17 protein-coding genes are annotated in these 18,188 nt (G+C 36.2%); 8 read left to right on the top strand and 9 right to left on the bottom strand.

All coding sequences use genetic code 11. The features are described 5' to 3' along the window. Window positions 1-224: 224 nt before the first annotated feature. Window positions 225-1,448, bottom strand: coding sequence for an MFS transporter (locus B9T30_RS07445; protein WP_086184418.1), 1,224 nt, complete (start codon window positions 1,446-1,448; stop codon window positions 225-227). Window positions 1,449-1,514: 66 nt separating this feature from the next. On the opposite strand from B9T30_RS07445, the gene B9T30_RS07440 reads away from it, so the two are divergent. Continuing rightward, window positions 1,515-1,919: a helix-turn-helix domain-containing protein gene (locus B9T30_RS07440; protein WP_086184417.1), complete on the top strand. Its 405-nt coding sequence runs from the start codon at window positions 1,515-1,517 to the stop codon at window positions 1,917-1,919. A 275-nt stretch (window positions 1,920-2,194) separates the two neighbouring features. Here the strand turns inward: B9T30_RS07440 and B9T30_RS16335 are convergent, their stop codons facing one another. Next, window positions 2,195-2,473 (bottom strand): transposase family protein, encoded by a 279-nt coding sequence (locus B9T30_RS16335; protein ID WP_171264138.1) that lies wholly within the window; start codon window positions 2,471-2,473, stop codon window positions 2,195-2,197. 552 nt (window positions 2,474-3,025) lie between these two features. Between B9T30_RS16335 and B9T30_RS07425 the strand changes: the two genes are divergently transcribed. After that, on the top strand, window positions 3,026-3,241 hold the full coding sequence (locus B9T30_RS07425) for a hypothetical protein (RefSeq protein ID WP_086184416.1): 216 nt from the start codon (window positions 3,026-3,028) through the stop codon (window positions 3,239-3,241). A 324-nt stretch (window positions 3,242-3,565) separates the two neighbouring features. Here the strand turns inward: B9T30_RS07425 and B9T30_RS07420 are convergent, their stop codons facing one another. After that, the gene (locus B9T30_RS07420; protein WP_086184415.1) at window positions 3,566-4,915 is read right to left on the bottom strand and encodes an amino acid permease; all 1,350 of its coding nucleotides are present in this window, start codon (window positions 4,913-4,915) and stop codon (window positions 3,566-3,568) included. A gap of 194 nt (window positions 4,916-5,109) precedes the next feature. Beyond that, a complete protein-coding gene (locus tag B9T30_RS07415) occupies window positions 5,110-5,970 on the bottom strand; it encodes an alpha/beta fold hydrolase (protein WP_086184414.1) in 861 nt (286 codons plus the stop codon). A 123-nt stretch (window positions 5,971-6,093) separates the two neighbouring features. Between B9T30_RS07415 and B9T30_RS07410 the strand changes: the two genes are divergently transcribed. Then, window positions 6,094-6,552: a hypothetical protein gene (locus tag B9T30_RS07410; protein ID WP_086184413.1), complete on the top strand. Its 459-nt coding sequence runs from the start codon at window positions 6,094-6,096 to the stop codon at window positions 6,550-6,552. A 65-nt stretch (window positions 6,553-6,617) separates the two neighbouring features. Here B9T30_RS07410 and B9T30_RS07405 read toward each other — a convergent pair whose 3' ends face one another. After that, a complete protein-coding gene (locus B9T30_RS07405) occupies window positions 6,618-6,860 on the bottom strand; it encodes a hypothetical protein (protein ID WP_086184412.1) in 243 nt (80 codons plus the stop codon). Between the two features lie 518 nt (window positions 6,861-7,378). Then, window positions 7,379-8,671: a branched-chain amino acid transport system II carrier protein gene (brnQ, locus tag B9T30_RS07400; RefSeq protein WP_086184411.1), complete on the bottom strand. Its 1,293-nt coding sequence runs from the start codon at window positions 8,669-8,671 to the stop codon at window positions 7,379-7,381. Between the two features lie 347 nt (window positions 8,672-9,018). On the opposite strand from brnQ, the gene map reads away from it, so the two are divergent. Further along, complete coding sequence (gene map, locus B9T30_RS07395; RefSeq protein WP_086184410.1) at window positions 9,019-9,813, top strand: type I methionyl aminopeptidase; 795 nt, start codon at window positions 9,019-9,021, stop codon at window positions 9,811-9,813. A gap of 398 nt (window positions 9,814-10,211) precedes the next feature. Here map and B9T30_RS07390 read toward each other — a convergent pair whose 3' ends face one another. The 3 genes from B9T30_RS07390 to B9T30_RS07380 all read right to left on the bottom strand — a co-directional run bounded on the left by B9T30_RS07390 (window position 10,212) and on the right by B9T30_RS07380 (window position 12,934). Continuing rightward, window positions 10,212-11,111, bottom strand: coding sequence for a LysR family transcriptional regulator (locus tag B9T30_RS07390; RefSeq protein WP_086184409.1), 900 nt, complete (start codon window positions 11,109-11,111; stop codon window positions 10,212-10,214). 353 nt (window positions 11,112-11,464) lie between these two features. Then, complete coding sequence (locus B9T30_RS07385; protein WP_086184408.1) at window positions 11,465-12,373, bottom strand: alpha/beta fold hydrolase; 909 nt, start codon at window positions 12,371-12,373, stop codon at window positions 11,465-11,467. A gap of 18 nt (window positions 12,374-12,391) precedes the next feature. Beyond that, window positions 12,392-12,934, bottom strand: a complete 543-nt coding sequence (locus B9T30_RS07380; RefSeq protein ID WP_086184407.1) for a PadR family transcriptional regulator — start codon at window positions 12,932-12,934, stop codon at window positions 12,392-12,394. A gap of 137 nt (window positions 12,935-13,071) precedes the next feature. Here B9T30_RS07380 and B9T30_RS07375 point away from each other — a divergent pair, with 137 nt between their 5' ends. From B9T30_RS07375 to B9T30_RS07360, 4 genes are all read left to right on the top strand, one after another. Beyond that, complete coding sequence (locus B9T30_RS07375; protein ID WP_086184406.1) at window positions 13,072-15,096, top strand: FAD-dependent oxidoreductase; 2,025 nt, start codon at window positions 13,072-13,074, stop codon at window positions 15,094-15,096. 74 nt (window positions 15,097-15,170) lie between these two features. Continuing rightward, window positions 15,171-15,581, top strand: coding sequence for a nuclear transport factor 2 family protein (locus B9T30_RS07370; protein ID WP_086184405.1), 411 nt, complete (start codon window positions 15,171-15,173; stop codon window positions 15,579-15,581). A 123-nt stretch (window positions 15,582-15,704) separates the two neighbouring features. Further along, window positions 15,705-16,796: a YheT family hydrolase gene (locus tag B9T30_RS07365; RefSeq protein WP_086184706.1), complete on the top strand. Its 1,092-nt coding sequence runs from the start codon at window positions 15,705-15,707 to the stop codon at window positions 16,794-16,796. A gap of 249 nt (window positions 16,797-17,045) precedes the next feature. Continuing rightward, window positions 17,046-17,276, top strand: a complete 231-nt coding sequence (locus B9T30_RS07360; RefSeq protein ID WP_004648892.1) for a hypothetical protein — start codon at window positions 17,046-17,048, stop codon at window positions 17,274-17,276. Window positions 17,277-18,188 lie beyond the last annotated feature (912 nt).

Below are 18,188 nucleotides of genomic sequence, written 5' to 3'. Positions count from 1 at the left end.
GAAATTTTTATGGCTGTTAAGTTGATCTCAAAAATTTGATTCAGCGATCACCGAAGAATATTTAAACTATGCTAAAAGCTTAGGTTATGATTTAAAAAAATTAATTGAAACAAAACAAAAATAAAGAAATACAAGCCATCTTTTGAGGGCTTTTAAAATCTACCTAATTTTGTTTTATTGCTATGATAATCCCTCACTAGGATACTGATTTCAGATCAATGTTTTCACCGAAATAAGACACGACTCACTACCAGCCCCATAATCATGAGTGCTCCGGAACATAAGAATGTTAATTGCATTCCATCAATGATTGCTGAAGCAGTTGCTTGATTAAACTCATTAACACCTACACCGAATGAAAAAATAGCACCCATAACAGAAGCTCCCATAATTAAGCCGATATTGCGAGATAGACTGAGCAATCCTGATACCAGACCTTGTCGCGCTTTGGGAATATCTGCCAAGGTCATCGTATTATTAGCTGCCTGAAAGAGTTGATAACCTAAAGTCAAAACAGTAATAGGTAATAGATAGCCACTTATGCCGATTATTTTTGGTAGGATGGCGAGCATAAAGCTCCCCATAATCAGAAAAATCAATCCTATTGTGATGATATACTGGCTCCCCCAGTGATCAACAAGTCGACCAGATGGAATCCCACTCAAGATAGCAACAATTGGACCAATCGCCATAATCAAACCAACCTGTATTTGATCCAAGCTTAGACCTAGCCCCAGATAAAAAGGACCAACGACGAGTGTGGTCATCATAATGGCGGCAACCAGCAAGTTAACAAGCAGATTTGGCATTATTCTCTGATCTATTTTCCAAGAACCTACTGAAGAAATTGCGATCCTACTGGAATCAATAGGCAGTGTCATCCAAGCCAGAATAATGGTGATACCTGCAAGTACACACTGTAATCCAAAAATGCTTCTCCAACCTAGTGTTGCTATCAGAAGTCCACCTAACACAGGTCCAAGTGCCGTGCCTAGAGCAGATATCGTTCCGAGCATTCCCATTGCTCGTCCCATATGTGATGGACTGACTGTCTGACGTGTAAGTGCCATAGCAAGCGTCATTAAGAACGCCGCACCTATTCCTTGAAATGACCGCGCAGCAACCAATGACCATAAGTTGGGCGCAAAACTACATAATAGTGAAGCAAAACTGAAGATGACTAAACCAACGATCAGCATAGACTTGCATCCGTATCTGTCACCTAATCGTCCAGCGACGACAACCGAAATCGTCAACGATACAAGATATCCAATTACAACTGCCTGTACTTGAAAAAATGGCAATGCAAACATCTCAACAAGTGTTGGTAATGCAATATTGACTATGCTCGTTCCAAGCGATGCCAATAGCATGGATAACGCTAAAGTGATGGTGATTCCTGTTTGTATTTTCTTTGCCAATGTCAATGATTCAGCCTGTTCTGTCATCTTGCTCTCTTGTCAGCAGTTATGTTTAAAGACATACTACTAATTCAAGTTGACTTGAGGTCAAGTATGAAATTTCTTGATATTGGTGAAGTTTCAGCAAAAAGTGGAATTAAGCCTTCGGCACTACGCTATTACGAAGAAATAGGTCTGATTTTCTCAATTTCTCGGCATGGATTACGCAGACAATTTTCGTCTGAAGTTCTGTTGCGGCTAAAGTTAATTTCAATGGGTAAATCGGCTGGCTTTTCACTTAAACAAATTGCTGCAATGTTCGATAGTCGTGGGGCACTCGATCTTTCACCTGTTGTTATTCATCAAAAAGCTGATGAGATTGATCTTCAAATCAATAAACTGGTAGCGCTCCGCGACATACTTCGCCATGTAGGTGACTGTCCTGCACCATCGCATTTGCAATGTCCTAGTTTTAAGCGGCTTGTTGAGATGGCAGTGTCTAGTCCTGAAATAGGTTGACACTTATTTCAAACAAATGCCTGATGAATTTCATCGAGCGTTTTATATTTTAAAGACAGATGTAGTCTGTGCTGATTATAGATTTTTAGTTCAAGATCTAATTTACAGCATCTTTTAGATTTTAATGGTAATAGGCTATTGGGATACAAAACATAAATACTTTGATAACCTTTATCTGCAAGAACAAAGACTCCTGTAGGAATCAAATCTAAGTTCTTTCTAAATAACTAAAAATCATGCACAGCACCGCGACTGGTACATAAACTCAGAATTTTCTAAGTTTTGTAGTGAACGATAGTCTGTACTTTAAAGGTATGAATCTTTTTCTTGCCGCTATAGCTTTTCTTCTGTTTTTTAGGCCTTTGAATTGGAGTTTCTGTTGCATCCACGATCAAAACATTGCAGTCAATACCTTCACCTTTAGGTAAATTCTTCGCTAAATTAAAAAGATTGGACTGAATCAGGCAGTCTTCATGACTTACAACTCTTGAAGCTGTTGGCTCTAAAATACTATAACTTGTAGCAACGTGAAATAGCGTTTGGTATTTCGTCAATAGCTCAGACAGAGAAAATATGATCTTCCAAGCCTAATTTAGGCGGTTTGCCTTTAGTAGAAACATGTTTCTTTAATTGCTCAACCATTAAGTCAAAGGTTGAGCATGAGATGCCTATGTAGCACTTAAATTGAGATTCAGAAAGCTTGTTTGAGTCGATATATTTCATCCGCAGATTATGCAGGAATTCTGCATAATCTGCGGTACACATAATCATCAATAATGTGAGTGTTTTTTTGATTTATGAAAGAAATCTAATAATATTAAGGGAATGAGTGAATAAGTTTATATTAAAATTATTAACGTCCTCTACATATTATGTATCATACTTAGAAGGAAATTCTATAATCAAAAAAATTAAATGAGGATATATACAGTTATCTTCAAGGATTTTCATAATAAAATTATTGGTGTTATTCATAAGTATCGAACCAAAATGAATTCAGTCTAATTGACCATTTTTACGCATGTCGTTCGTTCCACTTTACACCTCAACCAATAAATCGTTTAATCCACACATTGTGAAATGATTTAAGAAGTTGATGTAACGAGATGGCTAAACAAAGTAGATTTTTTTGTATCGGTGGATTTCTAAACGGTACAGCTATTAAAGACCAAGGTGATAGTTTTGAGTGTGTTGAAAAGTCAAAAAAAGTGACTTATCGAAAACTTGAAATTTTTCATCCAGATTCGTGGGATCATGACTACTATGTTTGTGAAACAACGACAGACAAACAAGCTAAAAATTGGGTCTATGATATCGAATAGATGCAATTTTTTATTGAGTAAATATATTTTTAAAAACGATTATTAATGCGATTGGAATTCAAATGACCATCGCATTTTGGGGTTAATCATTTATTTAAGATCATTGCATCTAGAAAAGGGTTGGCGTTGTCGTGAACCTATTTTTTCATGTCTGTTGTAAAAAAGCAGACAATAAAAAACCCCATGGTTAGGGGTTAGTCGTATATAAGTCAAGCTTATATACTGTAAGAGGCTCATCTCAAACTAAGTGTATTAAAACACAAATTCAGATTTTTTTCAGCAAAGAATTCTAAACATCTTCAATTAATATCAAATCCGCAGCATTTACTTTTTCTTTATTTTCAACCAATACGCCAGACTTAAACATGTAATCCAAACAGGAATCAGCATCACGGCAATGCGCATATCTGGTGTCATCCACATAATCACTAAAATACACAGCATGAAAAGCACGCAAATATAATTAGTCAGCGGATAAGCAATACTTGGGAAAATACTCATTTTTTTAAGCTGAAGCATACGTTGCTTAAATTTAAGATGCGTCAGCGAGAGTACCATCCAATTAATCACAATGGCTGAAACTACAAGACTCATCAATAGCTTAAAGGCTTTTTCAGGGAACATGTAGTTTAAAATGACACAGATCAGCGTGACAACCGCAGAGGTTAAAATCGCGGTGTAGGGAATACCACGTTGATTAATTTTGCTTAAAAATTTTGGTGCATTACCTTGTTCAGATAAACCTAGCAACATACGGCTAGTACCATAACTGGTGCCGTTATAGACTGAGATTGCTGCGGTTAAAACCACAAAATTAAGAATAGTTGCAACCGATTGACTGCCTAAAGAATCGAAAATTAAAACAAAAGGACTACCACCTTCTGCAATTTGGTTCCAAGGATATAAAGACAATAAGATAAAAATCGTGCAAATATAGAATAATAAAACCCGATATACGATTTGATTGACTGCTTTAGGAATGGTTTTGGTTGGATCTTTGGCTTCGGCTGCGGTAATGCCGACCAGTTCAATGCCACCAAAGGAAAACATGATAATCGCCATTGCCATGACTAAACCAGAAATACCATTTGGGAAAAAGCCACCGAGTGCCCAAAGATTAGATACAGAGGCAGTTTCACCGGCATGACCACTAGCCAGTAAATAAGCACCAAAGCTAATCATACCAATAATGGCTAAAATTTTAATCATGGAAAAGAGAAATTCCATTTCACCAAAGACTTTGACATGCATTAAATTAATCATATTGATTAAAATAAAAAAGCCCAGTGCAGAAACCCAAGTTGGAATTTCAGGCCACCAATATTGCACGTATAAGCCAATAGCACTCAGTTCAGCCATACAGACTAAAATATTCAGCATCCAGTAATTCCAGCCTGACATAAAGCCTGCAAATGGGTTCCAATATTTATAGGCAAAAAAACTGAAAGAGCCACTGACAGGTTCTTCCACCACCATTTCGCCCAGTTGGCGCATCATAAAAAATGCAATTAAACCGGCAATGGCATAACCGAGTATGACTGCTGGACCTGCAAGTTGAATGGTTTGGGAAATTCCGAGGAAAAGACCGGTTCCAATTGAACCGCCAAGAGCAATCAATTGAATGTGACGATTACTTAAACCATGCTTGAGTTGGCTTTGTTTGTGCGAAGACATAAATGATCCATTTATGTGGTATAGGAGAGTGAAAAAACAGCGGGGCTGAAAATAGTTGACTAATATAATAAATATTTATCAATTAACAAAATTAAATTTATGAATTAGGGGCTTTTATGCTGAAAAAAATGCGGATAGTTGCAATAAAAAAGCCACCGTTCTTTGAAAGGTGGCTTTTGTTGGAGCTATTTAGACTAAATATGTAGTTGTTTTTCTATGGTTGACCATAAGTTCTGATGTGATTTTTTAAACATCAGCATATGACCAATTGCTTTATGGTCGTAGCTTTTAGGCTTTAACTCGATCATTTGTGTATTTGCATTTGGGTACAAACGTAGTAAATCTTTCACGTTTGTAGCAGTTGCAATTTCGTCATCTGAAGACCAAAGCACGGTAATCGGGCAATCAATTTTAGCGTGATAATCTTCAAATACTGTTTTGCCAATTGCATTCATGACATAACCGGGTTTGCTGCAAAATTGAGCCCACTGCTTAGCCACATCTTTCGGTAGGTTTTCACCCATGCCAATCGCTTGAGTTGGGCCATAGCCTTTGGTTATGCGTGCTAATGGGAAAATAACATTAAACATAAGCGGGGCTAAAAGCTTGGTTTTGCCTTTTAAGCCTTTCACATGTCCTGTGGAGCCAGAAACAGCAATAACTTTAGCAACTTTTTGATAATTTGGAACAATACCTAAAAGCTGACCGCCCGCACTATGACCCAGTAAAATAACCTGATCGGTTTGGGTTTTACATAACAAACTATCTATTGCGGCAGGAATATCAAGCTGCCCCCAATTAACAATACTGGCTTCAGACTTATTTAAAGGACCATGTAGGGAGCGACCAATGCCACGGAAGTCAAAGCTCAAAACATCATAGCCTTGTGTGCTTAGCCACTCCGCAAAAGCTTGATAGAAATGCTGCGTGATTCCAGTTGCAGGACAAACTAAAATGGGGTGATTTTTTTTATGAGAAGTTTGCTTTGCATAAAACCGACCACTGAGGGAATATCCATCTTTACAGCTGATTTCTAATGTTTCAAATGTACTCATATTTAGAACATACGTTAAATTTAACTTAGGACTACTGTAGCGAAGTTCTAAAAAGAAACTTGCATAAAGAATGACTTTAAAGTCAGAATAGCGTTCTAAAAATAAGGATATAAAGCAATAAATATGGAAAATTTAACTCAATCTGTTTCGCTCGCAATTATATTTAGCGGTGTTTTTCTTTGGGTGGGGATGCTCACTGGGGTGTGGAAATATTATCAAATACGTCACTCCGACCAAGCTCGTGCACATTATTATGTCGATATTGCACATAGAAGCAGCTTGCTTTATGCGCCAGCCAGTTTGATTATTGCGGTTTTAGCCTATTTTTCAGTATGGTTTGAAGGGGTTAATTTAATTTTTGTGTTGATCAATCTTTTCTTTTTTAGTTTTTCAATTTTAAGTTATGTGTTGCATGGTTGGTTGAAGGATACCAGTAATCAATTTAAAGTTCCGCATCAAATGGGACGTTGGCAGTTACCCAAATGGATGCTTACCAGTGCGATGATTGCTTTAGTTGTAGGGGAGTTGGGCGCGACAGCAGGGTTGTTACTTGGGGCAATCTTGGGTTTGAGTATATTTTAATTTTAGTTATAAATGTATCAATGATTATTTTTCTTTTTTAAGATGGGTGAAAGTTCACCCATCCTCTATTCTTTAGAATTATTTTGTTTCTGCTGACGATACTTCTGATCGGCTACAGCCCAAATATAAAAGGCAATTGAGACAATAAAAGCATACATAAAGAATTCAGGTTTTAAATTGCCTTGAATTAAACCATGCATAATGAGTGTCAGCATTAGAGCAACGGTGGTACTCAAATAGGTGACCATATTCTTATTTGCTTTTAGAGCGTTAATGAAGACTTCCTTATTGAAATGTAATGATAACATCTCCACCCCTCCTGTCATTTTGACATAAACCCTATTGTTTTAGTCAGATTGGTTTCTATTGTTTTACTTGTTATTTACCACTATTTCAATAGCAAATGTCATTATTTTGTAATAAAACTATGCTATGTGGGTAAAATCATATGCTAATTTTATTAAAAATGTAAATACCAAGTATTTATTGAATAAATATAGGTCTACTTTTTTAGTGTAGCAAGCGTTGGATTACTGGCAATATTCAACAATAGTCGAAGAATAAATAGGCAATATTAATGCCAACAAATAGAATAATTTGATTTGAGTATGGCTAGAGCTAGATATGAATGTGTATCTGTGTTGAGGATAAAAGATAGGTCTTTTAAGACAGTCATATGTGTATAGCATACGAAATAGAGTGCTTTAACCAAAAAATGTCTGAGAATGTAAACAATAAAACGCTGTTTGGGTAAAACATGGTGTTTTATTGATCACGACTAAAATCAGGTTTGGGTAAAACTTGATTTTAATGACATTGGTTTTGGTTATTTTTTAACTTTATCAATCACGATAGCAATAATCAGCACAATAGAGGATGGAATAAGCCATGCTAAATTTTGTGCATTTAAAGGTAAATGCTGAACAATTTCAGGTAAATAAGCTTCGAAACCTGCGACCTTAATGCCATCAAGAATACCGAATAAAAATGCAATTGCTGTGACTGGTGCAACAACATGAGTTGGTCGATTGAAAAATTTCCAAAAGAAACTTAGTAAAATAACCACAATTGCTGGTGGGTAAATTGCACTTAACACAGGTACAGACACGGCTATAAGTTTGGTTAAACCCAAGTTTGAAATAATGAAAGAGAAGCCAATTAAAACAAAAACTAAAATTTTATAAGGAATTTTAGTGAGTTCTGAGAAGTATTCTGCACAGGCACAGGTTAAACCAATGGCTGTTACCATACAGGCAAGGAAAATCATACCGGTTAAGAAAAGAGAACCGACATCGCCAAAAGCATGTTGTACATATGCATGCAGGATCACTGCACCATTTGCTGCATTTGGAGCGACTTCATGGCTTCCTAAACCGAGTTTGAACAGACTTAAATAAACTAAGGTTAAACCGACACCTGAAATTAAACTTGCGATCACTGCATATTTGGTCACCAGTTTTTTATCAGTTACACCACGTGAATGAATCGCGTGAATAATGACAATACCAAAGACCAATGCGCCTAAAGTGTCCATGGTTAAATAACCATTCACAAAGCCTTCAGAAACAGGAGCAGCCACATAGTTGTTAATTGCAGGTGGAATGAATCCAGCAGGAATTGCAAATGCGGCTATACCTAATACGGCTAAAGAAATAATCTTTAACGGTGCAAGGAAATGACCCACGGTATCTAACAGTTTATTTGGATATAAAGATACAACAGTCACAATTGCAAAATAAATTGCACTGTAAATGAGCAAGCTGCTACTTGATGTACCAAAATAAGAAGAAAAACCGATTTCATATGAAACCGTTGCTGTACGTGGAGTCGCAAATAAAGGACCAACGGCTAAGTAACACGAGATCGTTAAAACCAGACTTGCGATTTTACCTAAAGGAGAACTTAAGTTTTGAATAGATCCTTCTACTCGTGATAGCGCCATAATGGTGATAACAGGTAGACCAACAGCAGTGATTAAAAAACCAAATGCGGCCAACCATACATGTTCACCGGCTTGTTGAGCCACAATAGGTGGAAAGATAATATTGCCTGCACCAATAAAAAGTGCAAAGGTCATAAAACCTAAGGCAATAATATCTCTTGTACGGAGATTTGTCATGAAAAGGAGATGGATTGACTAAAAGAGGTGATTTTAGAGGATACGAAAGTTTTTTGGTAATTTATTTTATGCTAGGTATGAATTTTATTTATATGAAAATTAATGTAGCTGAACAAATGGCTAAATTTAGGTTGATTTATCATGTTGATTATTGAATAAAAAAATAAAAATATTCTTTGTTTTTAAGAAATTACCGCGCTTTATTTTCTTTGCAACAGCATTTTAAATGTTTGTAAATTAGGCATTAAAAAGCTGAAAATCTAAGTTTAAGTGCTTTATATACAGGGATTAAACAAAAAAATACGAAAAGGTCTATAATCAAAAGCCTTATATATGAGGATGAGACAATGAAGGCTTCCGCTATTACCATTAAAACTGAGCAAGATATCGAAAAACTCCGTATTTCCGGGCGTTTAGCAGCTCAGGTTTTGGAAATGATAGGGGAATATGTCAAGCCTAGTGTAAGTACAGAATACCTAGATGATATTTGTAATGATTTTATTGTGAATACACTCAAAGTGATTCCAGCAAACGTTGGTTATTATGGCTATACCAAAACCACCTGCATTTCTCCGAATGAAGTTGTTTGTCATGGTATTCCATCTGCAACAACTATTTTGCAGGATGGCGATATTATTAATATTGATGTTGCAATTATTAAAGATGGTTATTTTGGTGATACCAGTCGTATGTATTACGTAGGTACAGTTAAACCAGAGGCCAAAAAATTAGTTGAAACAACGTATGAAGCCATGGTTGCAGGAATCCATGCAGTAAAACCAGATGCAACTTTAGGTGACATTGGTTTTGCTATTCAATCTGTGGCGCATCGTGAAGGGTATAGCATTGTCCGTGAATATTGTGGTCACGGTATTGGTCAGGTTTATCATGAGCAACCCAATGTTTTGCATTATGGTCAAGCAGGTCAAGGTCTGAAGCTTAAAAAAGGTATGGTCTTTACTATTGAACCTATGATTAATGCTGGGAAACCCAATGTTAAAGAATTAAAAGATGGTTGGACTGTTGTGACAGCAGATCGTTCTTTAACTGCACAATGGGAACATATGGTTGTTGTCACTGATACTGGTTTTGAACTTTTATCACCATGGCCAGAAGGTACGGGTTCATATCCAGAAATTTAAAATCTGGTGCTTTTGGATGGTAAGTAAGAAATTAATTTTTTTATACTTTAGTATAGTATTGTCTACTTTATACACTTATAAAGTTATTTAAACGATTAGTTTTTAATATAAAATATTGTTTTGTTTAGGTATTTTTTATTTTTAATAGAAGTTTAATATTTTTTAACTATTAGTTTTGATTGTATTTTATTTGTATTATGCGCACAGAGATTCTAGCTGTAGTTTCTTGTTTTTAGTTTATAAGCTTACCCACATCGGGTAAGCTTTTTTTTTGTTAATTTTTACTGATTGCTTTTCTTCGTGCATCTAATTAGTGGGGTGTTGTGGTTTGAAGTGTAATGGCTAAAGTTGATCTATCATTTCAAATATTGAGCCATTACGGTTTTTATTTTAGTCATTTATTGTTTACTGAGTTGTGCAACGAGGTAGTCAATAAAGACACGAACAGCAGGAAGTAGCCCACGACGTGATGGATAAACAGCATGTAAAATGCCATGCGGAGCTTTCCAATTGGGTAGTACGCGGACTAACTCATCACTTTGTACGTAGTCTTGTACGATGGTATCAGGTAGTAGCGCAATCCCACAATTTTGTCTAGCCAATTGGGCGAGCATCATTAAGTCAGAGCCCATGACAATTGGGTTAACCTTGATTTTTTTCTGATGATTATTTTCATCGTGTACCACAATGTGCTGATCTAAATGTTCATCAGCCATACTCAGAATTTGATGTTGGCTCAAATCTTCAGGTTGTTTCAAATCACCAAATTCATTCAGATAAGCTTGGCTGGCAAATAAATGTTGTTCAATGTTTTCAAATTTGCGCAATATTAAACTTGGGTCATCATCTAAATTTGAACGTACACGTAAGGCAACATCAATGCCTTCATTGATGATATCGACACGGCGATTGCTGACAATAAGTTGGATTCTAATTTCAGGATACGTTTTTAGAAATTGAGGTAAAATTTTCGCAATTTCATTTTGTGCGATAGATACAGGTAAACTGACTTTAATCACGCCACGAGGTTGGGTACTTAAATGATCCACTAAATCATGCGCAGCTTGGGCGGCATTCATCATCACTTGCGCGTGGCGATAAATATTCATCCCAATTTCAGTCACGGCAAAATGGCGTGAACTGCGCTGAATTAATCGAACGCCCAAATGCTCTTCAAGATTATAAACTCGACGACTTAATTTTGATTTTGGAATATCTGTTGCGCGTTCAGCCGCACTAAATCCGCCGTGTTCAACCACCAATGCAAAGCAATAAAAATCATCAAGATCAGACAGCATTTAAAAATTCCATTTATGCAACAATATTGAAGATTAAAGGTTTATCGTTGCACTTTGTCAATTTTATATTTGTTTAATTTTTCAGGTTTGTATTGTTTATAATCAATAACTTTTATTGTTTAAACATGCGCATATATTTTATTTTTGCAATCCGCACAGCCTGTATTAGATGTTAAAAATTTTGTATCACTATTCAGACAATAAAGCTTATTTTTCAGCATACTGCTTAGATTCAAAACATTGAATAGCAGTTGATGGGACTCAACTGGCTTTGTTAAAGCTAAAAAAGCCACTTGGATTGTTCTAGAAGGGGTGAAAACTATCCGTTTCATGATCTAATTTACATTAAAACTTTATGCCGAATTTTTGAGAAACTGAGCAATTTCATGAGCAAATTTGATCGGTTCACTGATGAGTGGTGTATGCCCAGACTTTTTAAAGATCACTTGTTTTGAGTTTTTCACACTATTGGCAATGATTTTTTGCCCTGTTGATGGGTAAAGCCTCGATTTTTCTCCAATGAAAAAAGTGCTCGGGCAAGAGAGCTGTGTAATGGCATGACGATAGTCTTCATTATGATGTAAATAATTATTTACATACCATGCCAAATAATCCAAACGCTGAATAGGTAAAATAAGGGGCTGCAATTTAGCTTGCTTCAAGGCCAGTTGAAACAGTAAAGGGGTAACCTTATTGCTGGATTGGAGCTGAATAAATACCAGCCAAAGTTCTAATAAGTGTTGTCGAGCTGCTGGATTTAGCTCGGATAGTAGACGTGCAGGTGCATTAAATGCAAGTAAGTCTGATATTTCAGTCAGTAGCTTTTTAAATTCAGGTTGTTGGCGGCTCAATAAGCCATACTGCCACGTGGCATCAACAGAAATTTTCGGTGTTTGATCGATATGTAAATAGCGGTTTAATTGTTCATTTAAATGACCGTATTGCATACCATGCATTGCCGTGGTTGCGCCCATAGAATAAGCAATCACGGAAAATTTATCGAACTGAAGTTGTTCAGTTAAACTGTTGATGTCACGCCAATGGCTAGAAATGGCATCTAATTGCGGAATAGCACAATGATGAGAGCCACCAAAACCACGCCAATCTGGAATAATGAATTTATTTTTTCTGGCTTGGGGATAGAGGAAAGGCAGCCATTGCCAGCTTTGCATGCCTAAACCCGATAAAACTAAAACAGGCTTGCCTTGACCAAATTCACGAACAAAAAGTTGTTCACCATCAGGCATGCGATAATGTGGCATGGTTATGTCCTTATTTTGTTATTTTTCATCAAATACTTTTAACTGGGGAATGATGGTTTCCAACCAGCTAATCCAACCCATTTCTAAATCAATTCCAAGTTGTAGAATCATTTTATGAATAAACTGGGTTCGATCTTGATCATGACGATTGGCAAAATCTTTTGCAAAAATAGTTTGGTAAATTTTTAGGTTTTCTCGGTGCAAAATTAGATGGCGTTCTAATTCAGGGAGGACACTATTGCCTCCCAATTGTGCTTCAGCACGTAGACGCACCATTAACTCTTCACGTAATTGCGCTGGAGGACTCTGTTTGACCATCCAATCGGCCAATTCAGCTCGTCCTAATTGTTCAACCTGATAGGTTTTTTTACGACTATTTGTATTGTGTTCTTCAATGGTTGAAATCCAGTTTTTTTGTTGCATGCCATTGAGTTCACGGTAAATTTGCTGATGTGTTGCATTCCAAAAGAAACCCATAGAACGGTCAAAGCGACGTGCTAAATCAATTCCAGTACTTGGTTTTTCAATTAAGCTCGTTAATAAAACATGGGCTAAAGACATAAACGACTCAGTCAGTAAAAATTTACCAGATCATTATGCAACATGTTGCATAAAAATCAAATCTAGAATATAACTTATGCAACAAGTTGCATTAAATACATTATTAGCTAGCTTACAAAGCACGCCAAGGAGATCATATGTCTAATTACCCTCATTTGTTAGCACCTTTAGATTTAGGCTTTACCACACTCAAAAACCGTGTATTGATGGGATCTATGCACGTGGGATTAGAAGAAGCACCGAGCGGTTATGATCGAATGGCTACTTTTTATGCTGAACGTGCTCAAGGTGGTGTGGGGCTTATTGTCACTGGGGGAATTGCACCGAATGATGCAGGTCTGACATTTGCAGGCGGGGCTAAATTAGACAGCCGTGAAGAAGCTGATAAACACCAAGTGATTACTCAGGCAGTACATGCTGCTGGCGGTAAGATTGCATTACAAATTTTACATACAGGGCGTTATTCTTATCAGCCTGAATTGGTTGCACCTTCTGCTATTCAAGCGCCTATTAATCCGAGTAAACCGCATGCTTTAACATCAGCCGAAGTTAATCAAACCATTGCAGACTTTGCAAACTGTGCCAAATTGGCTCAATACGCAGGTTACGATGGCGTAGAAATTATGGGTTCAGAAGGCTATCTTATTAATGAATTTATTGCAGCACGTACCAACCATCGTGATGATGAGTGGGGCGGTAGCTATGAAAACCGAATTCGTTTCCCGATTGAAATTGTGAAACGTACTCGTGAAGAAGTAGGCGAAAACTTCATTATTATTTATCGTTTATCTATGCTGGATTTGGTTGAAGGCGGTTCAACTTTAGATGAAGTGGTACAACTTGCCAAAGAAATTGAAAAAGCGGGTGCAACCATTATCAACACAGGTGTAGGTTGGCATGAAGCACGAATTCCGACCATTGCCACTAAAGTACCGCGTGCTGCGTTTACCTGGGTAACCGAAAAACTTAAAGGTTTGGTTAACGTGCCACTGATTACATCAAATCGAATTAATACGCCTGAAATGGCAGAGCATGTATTGGCTTCTGGTCATGCTGATATGATTTCTATGGCACGTCCAATGCTTGCGGATGCATTCTTTGTTCAAAAAGCTGAACAAGGGCGTAGTGATGAAATTAATACCTGTATTGGTTGTAACCAAGCTTGTTTAGATCATATTTTCTCAATGAAAATTGCAACCTGTTTAGTCAATCCACGTGCTTGTTATGAAACAGAACTGATTTTTAAAGAATCTGCTGTGGCTAAAAATATCGCCGTGATTGGCGCAGGCCCAGCAGGTCTAAGCTTTGCAACGTATGCAGCAGATCGTGGACATAATGTCACGCTTTATGAAGCTTCCAATCAAATTGGTGGGCAGTTCAATATTGCTAAAACCATTCCGGGTAAAGAAGAATTTTATGAAACCTTACGTTATTTCCAACGTAAAATTGAATTACAACCGAATATTAAATTAGTTTTGAATCATAAAGCGACATATGAAGCATTAAGTCAGTCTGATTTTGATGACATTGTGGTTGCAACGGGTGTTACACCGCGTGATTTAGACATAGATGGCATTGATCATCCGAAAGTACTGACTTATATCGAAGTACTCAAAGAACGTAAGCCTGTTGGTCAACGTGTTGCCATTATTGGTGCTGGCGGTATTGGTTTTGATACGGCAGAGTACTTAAGTCATGAAGGTGAGAGTGCGAGTCTGAATCCTGAGAAGTTTTATAATGAATGGGGTATTGATACCAGCTATGAAAATGTCGGTGGTCTAAAATCAGCAGAATTAGAAAAGTCGAATCGTGAGATTTACTTGCTACAGCGTAAAGCAAGTTCTGTTGGTGCGGGCTTGGGTAAAACGACAGGTTGGATTCACCGTACAGGTTTAAAACATCGTGATGTGAAAATGGTTTCAGGCGCGAGTTATGAAAAAATTGATGATCAAGGTTTACATATTTTAGTGAATGGTCAGCCTACAGTGCTTGAAGTTGATCATGTGGTGATTTGTGCGGGACAAGAGCCATTTACGGCGATGTTTGATCAACTTAAAGCCGATGGGAAAAATGTTCATTTAATTGGTGGCGCTAAAGAAGCCGGTGAACTCGATGCAAAACGTGCTATTCGCCAAGGTGCAGATTTAGCCGCGGTCATTTAACGAAGTAGCGAGGGGGAAATAGAAATATTTCCTCTATTTTTTATGTTGTAAAAATAATGGAAAAGGACTTGAAAATGTCAGTACAACAAACACAAGCATCAATAAAGCGTTGGCATGAAATGCTAGATACAAAAGATATGTCAATTTTGAATGAATTATTGGCTGAAGATGTAGTTTTTTGTTCACCCGTTGCATTTAATCCTTATCCAGGAAAACAAGTGGTTTTCTTTATTTTGACCAATGTGATTCAAGTTTTTGAAAACTTTACATATCACCGTGAATTTTATACAGAAGATGGTTTAAGTGTAGTCCTTGAGTTTTCTGCCAATGTGGGTGAAAAGAAACTAAAGGGGATTGATATGATTCGTTTTAATGAAAATGGTCAAATTGTTGATTTTGAAGTGATGATTCGTCCGAAAAGTGGTTTAGACGCACTTGCAGTTCAAATGGGACAGCGTATGGCTGCCTTTATGCCAAAGGCATAATAGCCTAAGCCTAAGTGTGGTTATCTATAAATGAGTGCTTGCTGTTATTTAAACTGAACTTGCGTTTTAAATTCAGTCATGACAGGCAAGCATTTTAATTTGCTCAATGAAGGTTTAGAAACAATGTGGTCGGTGCTTAAAAGAATTAATCAATTGACGCAAACATGGCTTGATCAAGTGACAGGGGCAGAAGTGCCAACGCTGTATTATGATCCAAATGGTCAGGTTAAACAGTTATTAGATGAGCTACCTCAACTGAAACAAAAGTATCGACCAACACCGTGGTTATCGAACAAACATGCGCATTTGCTGTATTTTGATTTAATTAAGAAACAGACTATTCATTTAAAATACGATGCAATTGAACAATTACACATGTCTGACGGTGGTGTCACCGCAATCGCATGGCATGGTTTACATTTACCTGATACCACACCCACCATTGTATTAATGCATACCATAACGGGTTCACCAGAAAGTATGCGTGAATTGGTGCGTGATTTACATGCATATACAGGTTGGCGTATCGCATTATGTTTGCGCCGTGGGCATGCTAATTTACCGATGCCTGTACCTAAAATGTCTATTTTTGGCTCAACGGATGATTTGCGTGAGCAAATTACGCATATTCAAAATAAATTTCCAAATTCAACTTTATATGCAGTTGGTTCTTCTGCTGGAACAGGTTTATTGGTTCGCTATTTGGGTGAAGAAGGTCAGAAAACACCATTTAAAGCCGCTTTTGCATTGTGTCCAGGCTATGATACAGAGCTTGGATTTAAAAATGTACATCCTTTTTATACCAAGGTGATGACTAAGAAATTGTTCAAAGTTTTTATTTATCCTTATGCAGAGACATGGAAATACACAGTATCATTAGAGCGAGTTTTGGCGACAAAAAGCTTACAAGAATTTCAATCTCACTATTTTGAACTAGCAGGCTATAGTAGTTTTGAGGCTTATAATCAAGCCACAAATCCAATTTTTGTCTTTGAAAATATTAAAATTCCTCTAATGATTTTAAATGCCGAAGATGACCCAGTTTGTGATATTCGTAATTTTGAACCTTATAAAGAAATGATTCAAAAAATGCCCAATATGATGGTGGTGACCACGAAAAAGGGGAGTCATTGCGGTTTTTATGAAGGTTTAAATACACAATCATGGTCAGCACGATTGATATCAGATTACTTAATGACACAACATCAAGTATGAATGACTTAGAGTCACTTTGAATCTGTAGGGTTGAAATATTTTGATGCAAATAATATTAGTAAGACTGATAAGTAATGGGTGATTAAATTTGTATTTCTGTTATACTTACCTCAACAATAAAAATGACATGAAAATGTTATCTTTTAAAATTGATATATAAGTCTTATCTCGTTTGAATTGTCAAAATTAAAGTTGTTATTTCGAAATGCCAATGGTGGTATTTCTATATGTGTTTGAAATTTGGTGTAAATGTTGAATAATATTGAAAATTTAGTAGCAAAATCTGTAAATGGTAGTGAAATTGTTGTCTCGTTGGTGCCTTTAAAAAAAATGCAAAGTACTCGCGATGGGTTTAAATGGGTTGAAGTAGGAAAGAAAGTCTTGCTTCAGTCTGGTGTTGAAATTGATTTGAATCTTGATGGTCGTAGCTTCTATACAGGTGTTAATGAAATGTTTCGATTCACCTCACGTGTGAATTAAACAGTAAATAGTCACTGATCTAAAAACCGTCTTTAAGGCGGTTTTTTTATTACTCATATTACTGTTGGTATAAAATATCAATAGTAATAAATCATATTTTCACAGGACTTTAGTATACAAATATTTCTTTATATTGGTGCAATAATGGGCGTAGCAACGTTTTAGCTCCAGTTGTAAGCAATTTGAATTCGTAGAATTTTTTCTTAGCCATAAATTAAAAGAAATTAATTTTTACATATTTGTATATTTATAAGTGTTTTTTGTCACTTTTTGTCATTTATTGGTAATCAATATCTAGGTATAAATAATGTTCCACTTTAAGAAAAGTGAGTGGTCGATGAAAACTTTAGAATTATTAATAACTTCGTCATCTGCACTTATGATTATGTTTGTAATTTACGCATTTGGGCAAATGTTTAACTAAACAGTAATAAGTTGAATAAAAAAGTGCCTTAAGGTGCTTTTTTTTATTTGTTTCATCTAAAACCAGAGCATGATTAAGTCATTGTAAGGTATTTTTGGTTCAGGTTAGCCTAGCAAGTTGATGTGGATATGTACTTCACTTTTGATCCTGAATAATAACCTTATTTGATACTATCCATAGTTATTGTGATTTTAGTATAATTAATTGATTTTTATAGTATATCTTAAATATAAGCAGCTATCTTATACCCTTTATATTTCAACTATAATAAATAAATCGAGCAAAGCTATCTTCTGACTGAGCTTTTATTTTATAGTAATTCTGTTGCATATCAAGTTTTAAGATTATGATTCAATTAAAATTTATAATTTTCTTAGATGTTATTCTTGATGGCTTAAATTCTATGTTATGTGTTTTAAAACTTGAATTTTCAATCATAAATTATACCTTTATTTTTAAATAATGGTTAAAGAAAATATATACGCTTA

Origin of the sequence: Acinetobacter sp. ANC 4973, assembly GCF_002135275.1 — a bacterium.
Taxonomy (GTDB): domain Bacteria; phylum Pseudomonadota; class Gammaproteobacteria; order Pseudomonadales; family Moraxellaceae; genus Acinetobacter; species Acinetobacter kyonggiensis.
The sequence above is the reverse complement of the archived record's forward strand: the minus strand, read 5'-3'. Positions and strand labels throughout refer to the sequence as shown.

Excerpts from the sequence above, each read along its gene's own strand:
- B9T30_RS07445 (WP_086184418.1), bottom strand. The coding sequence starts at position 1,448 with ATGACAGAACAGGCTGAATCATTGACATTGGCAAAGAAAATACAAACA.
- B9T30_RS07440 (WP_086184417.1), top strand. The coding sequence starts at position 1,515 with ATGAAATTTCTTGATATTGGTGAAGTTTCAGCAAAAAGTGGAATTAAG.
- B9T30_RS07425 (WP_086184416.1), top strand. The coding sequence starts at position 3,026 with ATGGCTAAACAAAGTAGATTTTTTTGTATCGGTGGATTTCTAAACGGT.
- B9T30_RS07420 (WP_086184415.1), bottom strand. The coding sequence starts at position 4,915 with ATGTCTTCGCACAAACAAAGCCAACTCAAGCATGGTTTAAGTAATCGT.
- B9T30_RS07415 (WP_086184414.1), bottom strand. The coding sequence starts at position 5,970 with ATGAGTACATTTGAAACATTAGAAATCAGCTGTAAAGATGGATATTCC.
- B9T30_RS07410 (WP_086184413.1), top strand. The coding sequence starts at position 6,094 with ATGGAAAATTTAACTCAATCTGTTTCGCTCGCAATTATATTTAGCGGT.
- B9T30_RS07405 (WP_086184412.1), bottom strand. The coding sequence starts at position 6,860 with ATGTTATCATTACATTTCAATAAGGAAGTCTTCATTAACGCTCTAAAA.
- brnQ (WP_086184411.1), bottom strand. The coding sequence starts at position 8,671 with ATGACAAATCTCCGTACAAGAGATATTATTGCCTTAGGTTTTATGACC.
- map (WP_086184410.1), top strand. The coding sequence starts at position 9,019 with ATGAAGGCTTCCGCTATTACCATTAAAACTGAGCAAGATATCGAAAAA.
- B9T30_RS07390 (WP_086184409.1), bottom strand. The coding sequence starts at position 11,111 with ATGCTGTCTGATCTTGATGATTTTTATTGCTTTGCATTGGTGGTTGAA.
- B9T30_RS07385 (WP_086184408.1), bottom strand. The coding sequence starts at position 12,373 with ATGCCACATTATCGCATGCCTGATGGTGAACAACTTTTTGTTCGTGAA.
- B9T30_RS07380 (WP_086184407.1), bottom strand. The coding sequence starts at position 12,934 with ATGTCTTTAGCCCATGTTTTATTAACGAGCTTAATTGAAAAACCAAGT.
- B9T30_RS07375 (WP_086184406.1), top strand. The coding sequence starts at position 13,072 with ATGTCTAATTACCCTCATTTGTTAGCACCTTTAGATTTAGGCTTTACC.
- B9T30_RS07370 (WP_086184405.1), top strand. The coding sequence starts at position 15,171 with ATGTCAGTACAACAAACACAAGCATCAATAAAGCGTTGGCATGAAATG.
- B9T30_RS07365 (WP_086184706.1), top strand. The coding sequence starts at position 15,705 with ATGTGGTCGGTGCTTAAAAGAATTAATCAATTGACGCAAACATGGCTT.
- B9T30_RS07360 (WP_004648892.1), top strand. The coding sequence starts at position 17,046 with ATGTTGAATAATATTGAAAATTTAGTAGCAAAATCTGTAAATGGTAGT.